The 17,097-nt window shown below is 63.5% G+C and carries 16 protein-coding genes and 1 tRNA gene; 7 read left to right on the top strand and 10 right to left on the bottom strand.

Annotated elements, in window-relative coordinates; genetic code table 11:
* Genes JJJ16_RS03680 through pepN form a run of 3 tightly spaced genes read right to left on the bottom strand, consistent with a single transcriptional unit; the run spans position 1 to position 3,766 of the window.
* A complete protein-coding gene (locus JJJ16_RS03680) occupies positions 1–333 on the bottom strand; it encodes a small basic family protein (RefSeq protein ID WP_003796681.1) in 333 nt (110 codons plus the stop codon).
* On the bottom strand, positions 330–1,190 hold the full coding sequence (locus tag JJJ16_RS03685; RefSeq protein ID WP_219751421.1) for a DUF881 domain-containing protein: 861 nt from the start codon (positions 1,188–1,190) through the stop codon (positions 330–332). Before JJJ16_RS03685 ends, JJJ16_RS03680 begins: the two co-directional genes overlap by 4 nt.
* The gene (gene pepN, locus JJJ16_RS03690) at positions 1,187–3,766 is read right to left on the bottom strand and encodes an aminopeptidase N (RefSeq protein ID WP_219751422.1); all 2,580 of its coding nucleotides are present in this window, start codon (positions 3,764–3,766) and stop codon (positions 1,187–1,189) included. Before pepN ends, JJJ16_RS03685 begins: the two co-directional genes overlap by 4 nt.
* A 72-nt stretch (positions 3,767–3,838) precedes the next feature.
* Here pepN and JJJ16_RS03695 point away from each other — a divergent pair, with 72 nt between their 5' ends.
* The 6 genes from JJJ16_RS03695 to JJJ16_RS03720 all read left to right on the top strand — a co-directional run bounded on the left by JJJ16_RS03695 (position 3,839) and on the right by JJJ16_RS03720 (position 11,024).
* Positions 3,839–5,419: a UDP-N-acetylmuramoyl-L-alanyl-D-glutamate--2,6-diaminopimelate ligase gene (locus JJJ16_RS03695; protein WP_219751423.1), complete on the top strand. Its 1,581-nt coding sequence runs from the start codon at positions 3,839–3,841 to the stop codon at positions 5,417–5,419.
* A 79-nt stretch (positions 5,420–5,498) separates the two neighbouring features.
* Positions 5,499–7,052 (top strand): ribosome biogenesis GTPase Der, encoded by a 1,554-nt coding sequence (gene der / locus JJJ16_RS03700; protein ID WP_219751424.1) that lies wholly within the window; start codon positions 5,499–5,501, stop codon positions 7,050–7,052.
* Between the two features lie 160 nt (positions 7,053–7,212).
* On the top strand, positions 7,213–7,848 hold the full coding sequence (locus tag JJJ16_RS03705; RefSeq protein WP_048671893.1) for a DNA-3-methyladenine glycosylase I: 636 nt from the start codon (positions 7,213–7,215) through the stop codon (positions 7,846–7,848).
* Between the two features lie 60 nt (positions 7,849–7,908).
* The gene (locus JJJ16_RS03710) at positions 7,909–8,421 is read left to right on the top strand and encodes a PH domain-containing protein (RefSeq protein WP_034466856.1); all 513 of its coding nucleotides are present in this window, start codon (positions 7,909–7,911) and stop codon (positions 8,419–8,421) included.
* 46 nt (positions 8,422–8,467) lie between these two features.
* The gene (locus JJJ16_RS03715) at positions 8,468–9,262 is read left to right on the top strand and encodes a DUF421 domain-containing protein (RefSeq protein WP_219751425.1); all 795 of its coding nucleotides are present in this window, start codon (positions 8,468–8,470) and stop codon (positions 9,260–9,262) included.
* 583 nt (positions 9,263–9,845) lie between these two features.
* Positions 9,846–11,024, top strand: a complete 1,179-nt coding sequence (locus JJJ16_RS03720) for an IS256-like element IS1249 family transposase (RefSeq protein ID WP_005323424.1) — start codon at positions 9,846–9,848, stop codon at positions 11,022–11,024.
* Between the two features lie 108 nt (positions 11,025–11,132).
* On the opposite strand, the gene JJJ16_RS03725 is transcribed toward JJJ16_RS03720, so the two are convergent.
* Positions 11,133–11,206 (bottom strand) — tRNA-Pro (locus JJJ16_RS03725).
* A 220-nt stretch (positions 11,207–11,426) separates the two neighbouring features.
* Between JJJ16_RS03725 and JJJ16_RS03730 the strand changes: the two genes are divergently transcribed.
* Complete coding sequence (locus JJJ16_RS03730) at positions 11,427–12,050, top strand: hypothetical protein (RefSeq protein WP_219751426.1); 624 nt, start codon at positions 11,427–11,429, stop codon at positions 12,048–12,050.
* Positions 12,051–12,114: 64 nt separating this feature from the next.
* Here the strand turns inward: JJJ16_RS03730 and cmk are convergent, their stop codons facing one another.
* From cmk to JJJ16_RS03760, 6 genes are read right to left on the bottom strand one after another with little or no spacing between them, the layout of a single operon-like run.
* Positions 12,115–12,849, bottom strand: a complete 735-nt coding sequence (cmk, locus tag JJJ16_RS03735) for a (d)CMP kinase (protein WP_219751427.1) — start codon at positions 12,847–12,849, stop codon at positions 12,115–12,117.
* A gap of 26 nt (positions 12,850–12,875) precedes the next feature.
* Positions 12,876–14,075 (bottom strand): prephenate dehydrogenase, encoded by a 1,200-nt coding sequence (locus JJJ16_RS03740; protein ID WP_034466846.1) that lies wholly within the window; start codon positions 14,073–14,075, stop codon positions 12,876–12,878.
* A complete protein-coding gene (locus tag JJJ16_RS03745) occupies positions 14,072–14,821 on the bottom strand; it encodes a pseudouridine synthase (RefSeq protein ID WP_219751428.1) in 750 nt (249 codons plus the stop codon). The genes JJJ16_RS03740 and JJJ16_RS03745 overlap by 4 nt, the downstream gene beginning before the upstream one ends.
* Positions 14,818–15,378, bottom strand: coding sequence for an SMC-Scp complex subunit ScpB (scpB, locus tag JJJ16_RS03750; RefSeq protein ID WP_219751429.1), 561 nt, complete (start codon positions 15,376–15,378; stop codon positions 14,818–14,820). Before scpB ends, JJJ16_RS03745 begins: the two co-directional genes overlap by 4 nt.
* Positions 15,371–16,249 carry a segregation and condensation protein A gene (locus JJJ16_RS03755; RefSeq protein WP_219751430.1) on the bottom strand — a complete coding sequence of 293 codons (879 nt, stop codon included), beginning with the start codon at positions 16,247–16,249 and terminating at the stop codon, positions 15,371–15,373. The genes scpB and JJJ16_RS03755 overlap by 8 nt, the downstream gene beginning before the upstream one ends.
* Positions 16,233–17,096, bottom strand: a complete 864-nt coding sequence (locus JJJ16_RS03760; RefSeq protein WP_219751431.1) for a ParA family protein — start codon at positions 17,094–17,096, stop codon at positions 16,233–16,235. Before JJJ16_RS03760 ends, JJJ16_RS03755 begins: the two co-directional genes overlap by 17 nt.
* Position 17,097 lies beyond the last annotated feature (1 nt).

Genomic DNA, 17,097 nt, shown 5'->3' on the forward strand with positions numbered 1-17,097 from the left:
TCAGGCCTTCAGGAGCAGACGGCGGATCGATGCGGTGTTCGAGAAAATTCGAATACCCAGCACGACGACGACGGCCGTGGTCATGGCGGATCCGACTCCCAGCTGAGTCCCCAGGAAAACCAGCAGGCATGCAACGACGACGTTCCAGAAGAAAGAGGTCACGAACACGCGGTCTGCGAAGCGCCCCTCCAGCCATGCGCGTCCCGCGCCGAAAAGTGCGTCCAGGCCGGCAACGACCGCGACGGGGAGGAACGGGGCCAGCCACGCGGGCACTGTCGGGTCGAGCAAGACGCCGAGCACAATGCCGATGATCAATCCGATGACGGCGATCATTGAGTGTCTCCTTCGGGTTGTGTATCCAGCGGTTGTGCGTACTGCGATGAGGTCGGTGCCAGCGCTTCCATGCTCAGCGACTGGGAGACCTTCGAGTTCACGGTCATACCGCTGACTGATTGGGCGGCGGATAGGTAGTCGCCTGTCGAGCCCCGGACAAGCGCGACGGACAGCGCGTTCGAGTCCCCGATTGCCGTCACCTCGTAGGGAGAGGACACGGGGGTCACATTGACCAGAATGGCCGACCCTGCGGTGCGCACGAAAGTATCTGGTCCAATGCGCTGGCCGTTGACCGAAATAGCCTCCGCGCCGGCACCCCAGAGGGCGTTGACAACCATCGCGACGTCCTGGTCTCGGACAGCTCCGCTACCCTTTCCCGGGCCGCTTCGATCCGTGAGCGTGACGGTGATGCCGGGGCCACTGATAGGTCGTGTCGCCGTCACCAGGTCTCGCGCACCATCCACGGCGATTGGTGAGCCGGACTGCGACAGGTCATCGATCGCACGGCCGAGCGACTGCACCTCATCGTTCAAGGCTTCGACGTTGCTCGACCGCGCGGCAGCCTGCTCTTTCAGGTCGGCTTTCACGTCATTGGCCGGGCACCGCAGCGAACCGATAGCGATGACCGACCCAAACCCAAGCGCAACAGCCACTGCGAAAACGGCGATGCGGCTGACAAGTCCCGCAGGTCGCGAGCCGTGGTTTGCTTGGTAGTGCTCGTAACCGGCGTCCAGCGGATTGGCGAGGAGCGACGTGAGCAGGGACATCGAGGCCGCGGGGTCCACGGACGAGGCCTGGGCAGGAGCGTCGTCGTGCTCCTCCCCCGGCTTCGCACCTCGATGTCCCGGCTGCGTCACTGGCCCGAACTCCAGCGGCGCTGCACGCGCTCGTCGCGTTCGAATGAGTCGAGATGCTCAACGACGATGCGGCGCAGCTGCGCAGGAGCATCCGCGTGCTCGTCGATCCAGCGGCGCAGCAGTCCGACGGAGCGCTCGACGCTGCCATCACGGTCGACGTCGACACCGAGAGCGAGGACACCGTTGGCGTAGCGCAGCGCCATGCCGATCGTGTGACTCTCCCAGTAGGAGATCATGCGCTCGACGGCGCTCTCAATTCCGGTCTCGCCCTCCCACGACGAGGCCTGTAGGCCGGCCAGGGTTGCGGTCAGGTAGTCGTTCGACAGGGAATCGGAGAACACCGACTCCCAGGCCCGCGCGCGAGCCTCTTCCGAGGGCAGTGACGCGAGGGCCTCGACGCTCATGCGAGCGGCTTCGCCTGAGCCGTCGGCACTGCGCCAGGCCTCGATGGACTCCTCATCGACGAGGCCGCGTGCAGCCAGGGCGCGGCGCGCACGCCAGGCGATATCGGGGTTGTCGCTGCTGGCGAAGTCCCGGACCGTCGCCTCATACTCGTCGCCACCACGGGCGGCGAATTCAGCGATGAATGCGCGCGTGTACGAGCGCCACGCGTCGGAGTCCTCGGTCTCGCGCGACAGACGGATCGTCGTCGCAAGCACCTGGTCGTGGACGTCCGAGCGAGCCTGGCCCGGCAGGAAGGACGAGATGGCCTCGGCGACGAACAACAGGAGACGGTCGCGGATCGCGGGCTCAGTTTCGGACGGAACGGCGTTCAGAACCGCGACTACGAAGCGGCGTGGATCCAGCAGACCGTCCCGCACCGCGTTCCAGAGAGACGCCCAGATAACGGCGCGCGTGATAGCCGCATCAATGGTGCCCACGTAAGCCAGCGCGACGTCGGTCGAGCGCTCGTCGAGGCGCGAGATCGCGTAGGTGAGGTCATCGTCGTTCACGACGACAAGGTCAGCGGACGCGGCGCCGCCGGGCACCGCCACAGCGCCCTCGGGATCAATGGGGGCGCTGTCGCCGTCGATACGGACGTCAAACACATGCGTACGCTCAAGCGCCCCGGCGGCGACGCGCCACGTCGAAACGGTGACGCGGTGGGGACGCAGCACACCGTTGCAGGCCTCACCACCCTGATGAAGCGTGAAGTCCGTGATCGCACCGACGCTATCGGTGACCCACGAAGCCGACAGCGTCGACGGGCCTGAGGTCTCCAACCAGGCGCTCTTCCACGAAGAAAGCTCCTGCTGCGAGGCGCCTTCAAGCGCAACAAGCAGGTCCTGCAGGTTGGTCGCACCGAACTGATGCTCGGCAAAGTAGCGACGGGCCCCCTCGTAGAAGGCGTCCTCCCCTACCCAGGCAACCAGCTGCTTGAGAACGGATGCACCCTTCGCGTAGGTGATGCCGTCGAAGTTTGTCTTGGCGGCTGCAACGTCCGGGATGTCAGCGGCGATCGGGTGCGTCGTCGGCATCTGGTCCTGCGTGTAGGCCCAGATCTTTCGGTTCATCGCAAAGTTCGCCCATTCGCCCACGTAGCGCGTTGCCGTCGCGATCGCGCTGGCGCCCTGGTTCTCAGCGAAGGACTCCTTGAGCCACAGGTCATCCCACCACGAGGGTGTGGCGAGGTCGCCAAACCACATATGGCACATTTCGTGCAGCGTCGTGTTCGCGCGGCGCTGGCGCTCGGAGAAGGTGGGCGTCGAGCGCGAAATGTAGTTCTCGTTGAAGGTGATGCACCCCGGGTTTTCCATGGCGCCGAGGTTGTATTCGGGCACGTACACCTGGTCGTAGGATCCCCACGGGAAGGTCACTCCGTAGCGCTCGTGGAAGAAGTCGAGTCCTGCCCGAGTCACTTCAAACACGTCGTCGGAGTCGAGGTAGCGCGCGAGCGTACGGCGGCACAGCAGGCGCAGCTCGAGCTCAGCATGGCCACCATCCGACGCGCCACCGCTCCACGTGCCGCCTTCGATGACCGCCCACGGGCCGGCGACAATCGCCGTGATGTAGCTCGAGAGCGGGCGGGTCGCCGTGAAATCATGGCGCAGCGCACCCGAGTCATCCAAGGCCTCGACGGCAGTCTCAACTCCATTGGAGGAGACGACCCAGCCTGCGGGAGCAATGACGTGGAACGTCCACTCGGGCTTCACATCCGGCTGATCCACGCACGGCCACGCACGGTGAGCGTCGTTGGGCTCGAACTGGGTGTAGAGATAGACCTCACCATCCTCGGGATCGGTGTAGCGGTGCAGGCCCTCGCCGCTGCGCGAGTAGCGCGCCAGGGCGCGAACCTCGAGGGTGATCGTCTCCCCCACCGGCAGGCCACCGACCCACACGCGGTCTTCATCGTCGTCGAACGGGTGGGGTTCGCCGTTGAGGAGAACCTCTTTTACCTCGCCAGCGATGTCGATGAAGGCGCGGTCCTCATCCGACGTCAACGTCAGCGTCGACGTCACGGGATAGCTCGGATTCGTGGTGTCCTGTGCATCTCGAAGATCGACGACGACGTCGATAGCGGAGACATGAAGATGGGCAGCGCGATGGGTTGCTTCGTTGCGTGTCAAAATCTGCATAACCCCTATCCTACTGTGTGACCGCCGGTATGTGTGGCGCGCGCCGCCGTCGCGACGAACTAGAGTAGACCCATGACTTCAGTGACTGATATTCGTCCCACGATCGCGCCGGTCTCGTTGAAGGCTGCCTTAGCGGGCCTGGACATCCAGGGGCTCTACGGCTCCGATGGCTCGGCTGCGCAGATCGCCGCGTCCCCCCTCAGCCTGCGCGGCATCACCGTGTCGTCCGACGACTGCGAGGCCGACTGGCTGTTCGTCGCAATCCCGGGCCTTAAGCAGCACGGCATTCGTTTCGCGCACGCGGCGATCGAGGCCGGGGCGAGCATCGTTCTCACCGACGAGGAGGGCCGCACGCAGGCGTTCGAACGAGGCCTGGGCGTGCCCGTCATTCAGGTGGCCGACCCGCGCGCCATCGTCCCGCAGCTCTGCGCAAACATCTACGCGTCCCCCGCCACTCGCCTCACAACGATGGCAGTGACTGGCACGAACGGAAAGACGACAACGTCCTACCTGATGCGCGCCGCCATCGCATCACGATTCCCCAACGCGTCGCTGTGCGGCACCGTCGAAACCCACGTCGGTCCGATCTCCTTCGAGGCCGTGCGTACGACGGCCGAGGCCCCCGTCATCGCGCGCATCCTTGCGGCGACCGAAGAGTACGAGTGCGGCGCCGGCATCATCGAGCTGTCCGCGCACGCGCTCTCGCTGCACCGTGTCGACGGCATCGTCTTCGACGTAGCTGCGTTTACGAACCTCCAGCACGACCACCTGGACTACTACGGCGACATGGAGAACTACTTCCAGGCGAAGGCCCTCCTGTTCACGCCGGAGCATTCACGCCGCGGCGTTGTGTGCGTGGACGATGAATGGGGGCGCCGCCTCGCGCAGCAGGCGACCGTGCCGGTCACAACGGTGTCCGCGCTAACCGAGGAAGCCGCCGACTGGCAGGTCCGAGATGTCACGCCCGATCAGACGATCGGACGCACCGTGTTTACCCTCGTCGACCCGTCGGGCACCGGGCACCGCGTTGCCATGCCGATCCTGGGAGAGGTCAATATTCAAAACACTGCCGTCGCGATCGTCAGCGCGGTGAGCCTCGGTATCGACCTGGCGGATGTGATCTCGGCGATCGAGGATGCTCCCCAGATCCCGGGACGCATGGAGAAGGTCAACCCGACGCCCGGCGGTCAGCCGCTCGTCATCGTCGACTACGCCCACACGCCCGAAGCTCTTGAATGGACCCTGCGATCGACCCGCGAGCTGACCCCCGGCCGCGTCGTCGTCGTCTTTGGAACGGACGGCGATCGCGATGCCACCAAGCGTGAACACCTCGCGCAAATCGCCGCGCGTGAAGCCGACGTGCTGTGGGTGACGGACGAGAACCCGCGCACCGAGGACCCGCAGGAAATCCGCGACTACCTGCTGCGCGGCATCGCATCCGTGCGTCCGGGCATGGAAGACGTCACCGAGGTAACAACCTGCCGCCGCGACGCCGTGCGACGTGCGATCCTCGCAGCTGAGCCTGGCGACACCGTCATCATCACGGGTAAGGGCGCCGAGTGGTACCAGGAGATCCAGGGGATCCACCACCGATACAACGACGTTCCCGTTGCCGCCGAGGTCCTCGCAGGCGACGTGCGCTCGCACGAATAAACGCTGCGAAGCTGTGAACTGGCGCGCCGCAGGGGCTCCCATCGGGCCTTTGCGGCGCGCCACGCCGTAGACTGGGCGGGTGAATGACTTTGACAACCAGCCCGACGCGACCGCCGAATTCGACGCGGACGCCGCCGAGAACTACATCGCCGACGCAGCCGGCGCAGCGCCGGACGCGATCGAACTGAGCGACGAAGAGACCGAGGCTCGTGCCCGTCTCATGCGCGCCAACCTCGACCAATTCGACTTGGACGAGGAGGACCTGGCGCTCCTGGCCGGCGAGTCTGCGCTCGCGGACTCTGACGACGTCGCCGCCGGTCTGCCCGTTCTTGCAGTCGTCGGCCGCCCCAACGTCGGCAAGTCCACGCTGGTCAACCGCATCCTTGGTCGCCGCGAGGCGGTCGTACAGGATACACCGGGCGTCACCCGCGATCGCGTCTCGTACCCCGCCGAATGGGCGGGTCGTGACTTCACGCTCGTCGACACCGGCGGCTGGGAGATCGACGTCAAGGGTCTGGATCGTTCCGTCGCCGAGCAGGCCGAGATCGCCGTCGACCTCGCTGACGCTGTCGTCCTCGTCCTGGATGCGACCGTCGGCGTCACTGCCTCGGACGAGCGCATCGTGGAGATGCTGCGCGCCAAGAAGAAGCCGATCATCCTGGCCGCTAACAAGGTGGATTCTCCCCTGCAGGAGGCCGACGCTGCCTACCTGTGGAGCCTTGGCCTGGGCGAGCCATACCCCATTTCCGCCCTGCATGGACGTGGCACCGGCGATCTCCTGGACGTCGTCATGGAGGTCCTCCCGACCGAGTCGGCCGTTGCCTCGGCGCTGCCGTCCGGCGGTCCGCGTCGCGTCGCCCTCGTCGGTCGTCCCAACGTTGGCAAGTCGTCCCTGCTGAACGCGCTGGCCGGCGGCGAGCGCGTCGTCGTCAACGAACTCGCCGGCACCACGCGTGACCCCGTCGATGAGCTCATTGAGCTCGACGGCCGCTCGTGGTGGTTCGTCGACACCGCGGGTATCCGCCGCAAGATGCACCGGACGACAGGCGCCGACTACTACGCCTCCATCCGTACCCAGGCTGCGATCGAGAAGGCCGAGGTCGCCCTCGTCCTCATCGACGGTTCGGCGCCGCTCACCGAGCAGGACGTGCGAGTCGTCCAGCAGGTCATCGACGCGGGCCGCGCGCTCGTCGTCGTCACCAACAAGTGGGATCTCGTCGACGAGGACCGCCAGAAGGAGATCAAGAACGAGCTCGAGCGCGAGCTGGTTCAGATCCAGTGGGCGCCGCGCATCAACCTGGCCGCGAAGACCGGCTGGCACACTAACCGCATCGTGCGTGCCCTCGACACTGCGCTCGAAGGCTGGGAGACCCGTATCCCCACCGGACAGCTCAACGCGTTCCTCGGTCAGCTCGTTGCCGCGCACCCCCACCCGCTGCGTGGCGGCAAGCAGCCCCGCATCCTCTTCGGCACCCAGGCCTCGAGCAAGCCCCCGCGCTTCGTGCTCTTCACGACTGGCTTCCTCGACCCCGGATACCGCCGCTTTATCGAACGGCGCCTGCGCGAGACTTTCGGCTTCGCCGGCACACCGATTCAGATTTCGGTGCGTGTGCGCGAGAAGCGACGCAGGTAAGGACGCTGAGACGCGTGGCCCGCTTCCCCCTGGAGGCGGGCCACACCCGTACCTACACTCCCCCGGCGTGTATCCACAGGGTCGTTTCGCCCAGCGTCGTTATCCACAAGCATCACGGCCTTCCCTTGACCGTTGAACGCTGGGCGCGCAGGATCGACACATGGACACAACACTCATCCAATCCGCAGTTCTCCCCCTAGCCTCCGGACTCACCCTGTGCGATGACGGGCTCATCCGGCCCACGTGGGCCTCCCACGACGAGCTGTTACGCAGCTACTACGACACCGAATGGGGGTTGCCCATTCACGACGAGGCCGGCGTTTTCGAACGTCTCGTCTTGGAGGGTTTCCAGGCCGGACTCTCATGGCGCACCGTCCTGGCCAAACGGGAGGCTTTCCGGCAGGCTTTTGACGGATTTGTTCCCGATCGCGTCGCAGCGTTCACAAGCGATGACGTCGATCACCTCGTGAGCACACCCGGGATTATTCACAATCGCCGCAAGATCGACGCGGCGATCAGCAACGCTCGCGCGACGGTTGCCATGAGGAACGATTCTGCCGTGGCAGACGGCCCGTCGCATCTGGGCGAACTGGTCTGGTCGTATCGGCCGACGCTCGATCCGCTTCCGCGTTCGAAGGACGAGGTGCCCACACAGCTGCCGGAATCCGTAGCGCTCGCCGCCGACCTCAAGAGCCGTGGTTTTTGCTTCGTGGGTCCAACGACGATGCTCGCGCTCATGGCGGCGATCGGCATCGTCAACACCGATATCGTGGGAACGCACCGCAGGCCTCGGTGAAGCACGCAGCGAACGTGGCTGGCGTCCTCGCAGGGCCGCGGAATCTGGCATGATGGTGCCATGGCACTGTCACAGAAGCTTCTCAGTCAGGACGAGGTTGTCGTCCGCCACATGCACACGCACATCAAGACCCTGCTGCCCGCGATCATCGTGGAGTCGATCCTCGTGATCGCAGCGGCGGTCGGTTCGTTCTACGTCCCCGAGAACGCGCGCTACTGGGCACTTGCGACCATCTGGATCGCAGTGCTCCTCCTGTCGATTCCGCTCATCCTTGTTCCCTGGATTAAGTGGATTACGACAACCTACACGGTGACGACGAAGCGAGTCATCACCCGCACGGGCATCATCAAGCGCACCGGTCACGACCTGCCGCTCACCCGCATCTCCGACATCCAGATCGAAAAGGACTTCGACGACCGGATCTTCGGTTGCGGCACGCTCGCCCTCCAGACCTCCGCTGACGATCCGTTGCTGCTGCGCGACGTGCCGAAGGTTGAGACGGTGCAGGTCGAGATCTCCAATCTGCTCTTCCACGACATCCAGGGAGCTATCGACGCGGATCCGACGAGTTGATCACACCACGCCAAACCGCGTCCCCACGTGCGAATAGACTGCTCTCATGTTCGATATTCATGGTTTCGAGATGACGGTCTTTAAGCTCCTGATCGGTATCACCCTGATCGTCCTCCACCTGCGCCTCACTGGCAAGCAGCGGACGGTCCAGCTGACACCGATCGACTTTATCGGGAACTTTATCCTCGGCGGCGTTATCGGCGGCGTCATCTACAACCACGCAATCTCGTTCGCGGAGTACATCAGCTTCCTGCTCGTCACCTTTGGAATCATCTCCGGCCTGAACTACCTGATGTCGAAGTTCATGTCGACCCGCTCTCTCGTGATGGGAAAGGCGTACACGATCATCGAGGGCGGGCGATTTACTCAGGACGCGCTCGACAACACGGATAACAAGCTCGACCCAGTCGAGTTTCTCGCAGAGCTACGCGGCATGGGCATCTTTTCACTGAGCGACATCAGCCTCGTACAACGCGAAGCCAACGGCTCCCTGACGGTACGGCGCAAGGGCGAGGGCGGCGTCAACTACGTCCTGGTGTCCAATGGCCAGATCGTAGCTGACAACCTCAACCTCGCCCACCGAGACGAGGATTGGCTGCGACACGAAATTTCTCAGGCCGGTATCGGTGAACTGGAAGACCTCTTCATCGTGGAACTGACTCCCGATAACCGATTGAACATTGTCGACGAGTCCGGCAATACGACGGCCATGAGTATTTCCGATCCCGCTGTCAACGTCGTCACGACTGTGACTGAGTTCCTGAACCCCGATTCGCAGGCGCCCACCCTCGAGGAGTTTGCAGCCGATAACACCGACACAGGCGCTGGGACTTCCGAGTGAGCATCCTCTAGCCCCCGACGCAGCACTGCCCCGGCCTCGTTCTTCTTTGGACGAGGCCGGGGCTGTACTTCGGGCCAGCTCACGCGGCTCGTGCGCATATCGGTGTGTGCACTGGAAGCCGAGTGAATGCGCCGCAACCGCGCATGACCATCACCGTGGCCGCATAGATAAGCAGGTCGAAATCATCCCCGTTGACGACTTCGACCTGTGAAACAGTTTACTGCAGTCCTTGAATGAAATGTGTCCGTTGCAACGGGCAAATCCCGCCGCTTCTACCTGCGAAATTACGTGAAAGATTAGCCGAAAACCCGCGTTTACCAGTCGAAATAAAACCGCAAAATACTGCGTCACATTTCGGTTACAAAGCGAGTTGGCAACACAGATCAGGGACGGAGGTCCCCACCGATCCCCGGCACGTCAACGGGTTAAGGGTCAAAATGTGTGTCCGGAATCGCGGATTTTCACGGATTGACCTGTAGGTTTCCGGAAAGTATATGCTCCGGAAGCATATATCTAGCCCCCGACGGGAAATCCTCGGTGTGGCAGCCGTGATGTGCTATGCGCGGCGTGGTGTGGTGTCGCAATGTCGAAGAACCAACCACGCTGCCACTGCGGCGGTGAAATGAAACGCAACGGCACCACCAGCAAAGGCACCACCAGATGGCGCTGCAAACAATGCGGCGCCTCCAGCGTCAAACGTCGAAACGACATCACCAACGCGGCAGTGTTCACCCAGTTCATCGAGCATTGCACCACCGCAATATCACTCGACGACCTAGCCAAACGAAACGGTGTTAGCCGCGCCACCATGAAGCGGCGCTTCAAGTGGTGCTGGCTCGTTGATGTGCCTGACCCCACCGCCGGCCACCACAAGCGGATCTACGACCAGGTATTTCTCGATGGCACCTACACCGCCGGTGGCTGCCTGATCGTCGCGGCGACCATCGACCACGTGATCGCCTGGCACTGGTGCAAACACGAAACCACCCGCGACTACCAACTGCTGCTTGAACGCATCGAAGCCCCACTCATCGCCGTCATCGACGGCGGCCAAGGCGCATACAGCGCAATCAAAAAGTGCTGGCCGACTACGAAAATTCAACGCTGCCTCGTCCACGCCCAACGCGTGGTCCGCCGCTACACCACCACCAACCCACGCACCGATGCCGGGCGCACCATCTACCGACTTGCGCTGAAACTGACCCGGATCACCACACTGGATGAAGCCGCCGCGTGGGGTGTGCAACTGCACGAGTTTTCAACGATCTACCGGGAATGGATGAACGAGAAAACCATGATCAAAGACCCCAAAACAGGTGCATGGACCCGCGTGTGGACCCACCACAACGTGCGCAAGGCCTACAACAGCCTCAACCATCTTTGGCGGTCCGAGATGCTGTTTGTCTACCTCAACCCGCCAGCAGGAGTCCTTGCGCCCGAGCGGATCAAATCCACCACCAACAGCTTAGAAGGCGGCATCAACGCCCAGCTCAAACTGCTCGCCAGAACCCACCGCGGCAGATCAGGCGAACGACAACGCCGCATGCTGGATTGGTGGCTCTACTTAAAAACGGAACTGCCTGACGATCCAGTACGAATCGCCAGGCAGTCCGACTGGGGCCAGGGCCAACTCGCCAAAGTATCCACCCTGACCCAAACCGAGAACCAAGCCGACCACGAAACAGGACGCCCAGCCCTCTACGACAACGCTATCGACACCGACTACACCCACTCAATCGGCATTCAAAAAGGCCAAATCTAACCCCCGCGACACGCCGAGCCAGACACACATTTTGACCCTTAACCCACGTCAACTTCGGTTCAACGCATACAAAAAACCACGAGGAGCATGTCCTCGCGGTTCTTTTCGTCGGGCTGGCGGGATTTGAACCCACGACCCCTTGACCCCCAGTCAAGTGCGCTACCAAGCTGCGCCACAGCCCGTATTCAGTTCGTCGCCGTGGCGACCTGTAGAACTATAGCGCACCTTGACGAAGTCAGGCAAGCCGACCGCAGTGCGCCGCACCACACCCTCGTCAGATTGAGCTGATACGCAGCTCGCCCCCGAGGCACGTGTCAGAAGCCGGAACAGATGAATAGACGCTCATAAGGTGACTACACTGTCCTTCGTCCGCATCCCATGCATCTACGAGAGCTTCTTTTGATGACCAGTCGACACCTCCTCTCAGTCACGGCGAGCCTTGCTCTGGCAGCCGCAGGCTTCCTTGCACCCGCGTTCATCACGCAGGGGTCCGCTGCGCTAGCGAGCCCGACGGTGACCACGCTTGCAAGTGTCCCCGCGCAGGCGCCCACCAGCATGACTCCGGGAACGCGAGCACAGACGCAGGCGGTGACAATGCCGGCGAGGCGCATCCGAATCCGCTCGCACTCCAACAATCCCACGATCACAATCATCTCCTGGATCCTGGCAATCCTCATTGTTGGTGGCGGTATTCTGGTCCGCTTCGCGATCTTCAAGGCCACTCAGCGCAACTCGACCCCGCCGACGGCATTCAACGGCCCCAATGGCCCCCAGTACGGCGTGACAGGAAACAACTACGGAACCCCTGGAACCGGCTACGGCACTGCGGGAACCGGATACGGTACGGCTGGAACCGGCTATGGAAGCGCTGGAACCGGATACGGAACCCCTGGAGCCGGCTACGGCACTGCGGGAGCCGGATACGGAACCGCAGCGGACGCGGCACAGCCAGGCTTCCCGGCATACGGCACAGGGGCCTACGGCAACCAGCAGGGCGTCCAGGGACCCTACGGAACAGGATTCTGAGCCTTTCACCGTGAGTGCCCCGTACCAATAGGTACGGGGCACTCACGTGTATCGATACGCTGTCTCAGCGCGTTGCGTCGCGGACCTCGAGATCGCGGTCAACGTAGACCAGGACGGCCTCACAAACGCCTTCGATATCGAGTCCCGTGGAGTCAACGGTCTCGACACCAGGGGCGGCCACCATGAACTCAGAGACCTGCGAATCGGCCTTGTCACGGCCCTCGACCTGGGCCCGCACAATCTCCATGTGTTCCTCGGTGGCATCCCCGTAGAGTTCGAGCGTCCGACGACGCAGACGGGCCTCCTGATCGGCGAGCAACAGAACACGAACATCCGCATCAGGGCAGACAACGGTCGTGATATCACGCCCCTCGGCGATCATGCCGGAGCCTTGTTCACGGGCCTCCATCATTCGGCGACGCTGCTCGGCTGCCATCCACGCGCGCACATCCATATTCGTCGAGATGTGCTTAATCGCGAGGGCTATACGCGGCTCGCGAATCTCGAGGGTGATCTCTGAATCACCGATCCACACGTGCGGATCCGAAGGATCCGAGACGAGGCGCAGCGGCATGCGATCCGCAGCAGCTGCTACAGCAGCCGTATCTTCCAGATCGATGCCTTCATCCAGGCAGTACCACGTGAGCGCACGGTACATGGCGCCCGTGTCCAAGTAGCCGATGCCCAGACGGGTCGCCAGAGCCTTTGAGACCGTGGACTTACCCGAACCGGCCGGTCCATCGATGGCAATCGTGATGCCGACGCGGGAAATCGCATCTCGACGCTGCGTGTCGTTCATCAAAACGTTCTCCTCACCGAGGTCGTTTAGTGGGTGATGAGTCGCCAACCCCGCTGTTGCAGGTCGGCGACAGCGCGGTCAACGACCGCCGGGTCAATCATGATGCGGGCGACGCCTGCCTGTGCGCCCGCAGAGTGCTCCAGTACCAAATCCTCAATGTTGATACCAGCCTCGCCAAGCTCGCTGAAAAGCCTACCGAGAGCACCCGGCTCGTCGGGGATGAGCACTTCGATCTCGCGATACCGAGAAGGAGCCCCACCGTGCTTGCCGGGAATGCGCGCGACACCCTGATTACCCGCGGTCATGACCCGATTGATCGCGCCCACGGAACCGCCACGCAGGGGGCCGAGTTCTGCGGCCGCGTCGAGATGTGTCAGCAAGTCATCGAGGTCGGTGCGCAGATCGCGCAGGATGTCTGCGACCGGACCGGCATTGCCGGCCAAAATCGCTGTCCACAGGCGCGGATCGGAGGCCGCAATGCGGGCGGTATCGCGCAGCCCCTGCCCCGCCAGCCCGAGCGCCTGGGCGGGGGCGTCAACAAGACGCGCAGCAAGCATCGACGACACCAGCTGAGGAACGTGCGACACGAGAGCGACGGCGTGGTCATGCGTTCCCGCGTTCATCTCGAGGGGCACGGCTCCGACGTCCGTCGCCAACGCGCGCGCCACCAGCACCGCGCGCGGCCAGGTCGACTCGTGTGCAACGATCACCCACGGACGTCCGTAGAACAGATCGGCATCTGCGGCACCCGCACCGCTGCGCTCGCGTCCTGCCATAGGATGCGAACCGACGTAACGCGAGGCTTCCTCGAGACGTCCTTCGCGCTCCAAGCCGCGCAGCACATCGGCGACAACCGCGTCCTTCACGGAGGCAACATCGGTGACGATCGCATCGGGGAAACGCAGCAGCGATTCGACGATCACACGGTCCGCGACATCCGGAGGAGTCGCGACGACAACAATGGACGGTGCCTGATACGAAGGCGTATCCGAGCCACACTCGCGAGGGTGCACCCCGGCCTCGGCGAGAACGTCGCCGAACGCCTGCCCGGCGCCCACGTCGGAGGCCAGGCGCAGCGAGGTGGGCGAGGCGTCTTCGAGGTAAACGCGCACTCCCCCGGCCCGCAGCGCGAGGCCCAGGGACGCACCCAGCAGACCCGATCCGATGATGAGAACCGGCCCCGCCGTTTGCACGACGCGCGCGCCGACGCCGTCCGAGGTGCTCACAGTCCGACGGCTCCGTACAGTGCGCTCAGCGCGTTGCCCTTCACGCGGCGGGTCGTCCCCTGCTTGAGATGGTCGAGAGTGATCGGACCGAAGCCCGTGCGGACGAGCTCGCGCACCGGGTAGCCAACAGCCTCCATCATGCGGCGCACGAGGCGGTTGCGGCCCTCGTGCACAACGATCTCGACGGTCGTGATATCGCCGTAGGTATCGACGATGCGGAAGGAGTCAACCTTGATCGGGCCGTCCTCCAGCTCGATGCCGTTCATGAGCGTGCGCTTGACGCCGGGCTTGACCTCACCGTGCAGACGCGCCACGTAGGTCTTGCGAATCTCGTACTTGGGGTGCGTCAGACGGTTCGCCAGCTCGCCGTCGTTGGTCAGCAAGAGCAGGCCGGACGTGTCGATGTCGAGGCGGCCCACGTGGTACAGACGCTCGGGGTAGTCGGCGATCAGGTCGGCGATCGTGGGGCGGCCCTCCGGGTCGCTCATCGTGGACACGGTGCCGATCGGCTTATTGACGGCTAGAACGATGTGCTTCGTCTCATCCAGGATGAGGCGCTCGCCGTCGACGTGAATGACCTGTTTCGCCGGGTCCACGCGCACGCCCTGGTTACGGATCACGGTGCCATCGACACTCACGCGTCCGTCGGCGATCATCTGTTCGGACGCGCGCCTGGATGCGACGCCTGCCTGGGCGAGCACCTTCTGCAGGCGCACTCCACCCTCGGTGTAGGGGTTAGCCCTCATAGTTCTTCCTCCAATTCCTCCAGCGCGTCGGCGTCTGGCAGGTAGGGTGCCAACGGTACCAGCTCCGACAGGCTCGTTAATCCCATTTTCTCAAGAAATTCCCCGGTCGTCCCGTACAGGCGCGCGCCAGACGGTGTCAGTCCCGTCTCTTCCACGAGGCCTCGGGCGAGCAGCGTACGCACGACACCGTCCACATTCACCCCACGAATACGGCAGATTCGCGCCCTCGAAATGGGCTGACGGTAGGCAATGACCGCCAGCGTTTCGAGAGCAGCCTGAGAAAGGCGCGCGTGCGAGGAGCCGACGACGAAACGACCGACCACATCCGCGTATGCCCGTGCGGAATAGATGCGCCAGCCGCCCGCCACTTCGCGCAGCTCGAAACCGCGCGGGCGTTCCTGCCCCTCGCCCAGGTACTCGGCGGCGAGAGCGCGCAGGTGCTGTTCAATGTCCGCGGTGCTCACGCCGAGGACATCGGCAAGATCGGACGCGGCAACCGGCTCCGAGGCGACCATCAGAATCGCCTCGATCGCACCGCGCAGCGTATTCTCACTCATCGGCGTCTTCTCCTTCTGTCTCAATCGCGGCCACGTGCGGGGACGAGGCCGTGGCAGGGACCGCGTCACCGGCACCCGTATAATCGTCCACGTCGATGTCGATGCTTCCCTCGTCGCCGGTCCACTGAATCGTCAGCGTGCCAAGCGCCCCGTCTTGCTCAAACTCGACGGCTCCGCGCCTGTAGAGTTCCAAAAGCGCAAGAAAACGAGAGACGACGACGGCACGCGTGGGTGCATCCTCGACGAGCTGATGGAAGGTCATGCGCCCTGCTTCGGCGAGCATCGATGAGACGAGGAGAGCCTGCTCGCGGACGGGCACAACGGGATCGTGCAGGTGGGCGACCTGAACCGTCGGACTCGTCGATGACAGGGCATTGGCAGCCAAACGAGCAAGGTCTTCGGGGGTTGTTAGCCAATGAAGTTCGGGCAGGAGGCTCGCGAAATGCGGCTCGAGAGGCACGTCCCTGGCGACGTACGAGCCGTACTCCCCCATCCGCTCGTCGATGTGTTTCGCGGCTTCCTTGAAAGCCCGATACTGCAGGAGCCGTGAGAATAGGAGATCGCGGGCCTCCAGATCAGCCTCGGACGCGTTATCCTCCTCGTCGACACTGGGCAGCAAATGCGCCGCCTTCATGTCGAGTAGTGTCGCCGCAACAACCAGGAATTCAGTTGTGCGCGACAAATCCGGGGATGCCTTCATAAACGCGATGAATTCGTCGGTCACCTGCGCGAGCGCGACCTCGGTGATGTCGAGTTTCTTGCGCGCGATCAGCGACAGGAGAAGATCGAAAGGACCTTCAAAAACCGGGAGCGAAACCGCGAAGAGGTCGAACTCCCCCTGAACCTCGAGACTGTCAGGCCGCGTCGCCACGGGCGATGACTTCCCGCGCGAGTCGACGGTACGCGTGAGCGCCCGCGTGGTTGGGAGCGTAGGAGATGATCGGCTCGGTGGCCACCGATGCGTCCGGGAACTTGATCGTGCGGCCGATACGGGTATCGAACACGAGATCTCCGAAAGCCTCCTGCAGACGCTGGAGGACCTCACGCGAGTGCAGCGTGCGCGAGTCGACCATCGTGGCGACGATACCGTCAATCTTCAGGCGCGGGTTAATGCGATCGCGCACCGTCTCGATCGTCTCGACCAGCAGGGCCACGCCACGCAGCGCGAAGAACTCTGCCTCGACCGGAACGATAACGCCGTGAGCGGCCGTCAGAGCGTTGACCGCGAGCAGGCCGAGGGAAGGCTGGCAGTCGATCAGCACCACGTCATAGTCGGATTCGACGTGACGCAGGACACGAGCCAGGGCGCTCTCACGGGCGACCTCGTTGACGAGCTGAACCTCCGCCGCAGACAGGTCAATGTTCGCGGGGATAATGTCAAGATTTTCCGTCGACGTGTGGCAGATCGCCGCCTTGACGTCCGCCTTCGGGTTCATGAGCAGCGTGTAGATCGTCTGCTCCATGTCGAGTGCATTGATCCCCAGGCCGACAGAAGCGGCACCCTGGGGATCGAAGTCCACGATCAGCACACGGCGCCCGTACTCAGCCAGCGCGGCGCCCAGGTTAATGGTGGTCGTCGTCTTGCCGACACCACCCTTCTGGTTGCACATCGCGATCACACGGGCGGGACCATGCCCCGACAGCGGCGCGGGCACGGGAAAATCGACCGGCTCTTCGTGCAGGTCGGGCGTCAGCGTAGGGTGCGAGTTCGTGGTCACG

This window comes from Schaalia sp. ORNL0103 (assembly GCF_019429565.1).
In the GTDB taxonomy this organism is placed as follows: Bacteria; Actinomycetota; Actinomycetes; order Actinomycetales; family Actinomycetaceae; genus Pauljensenia.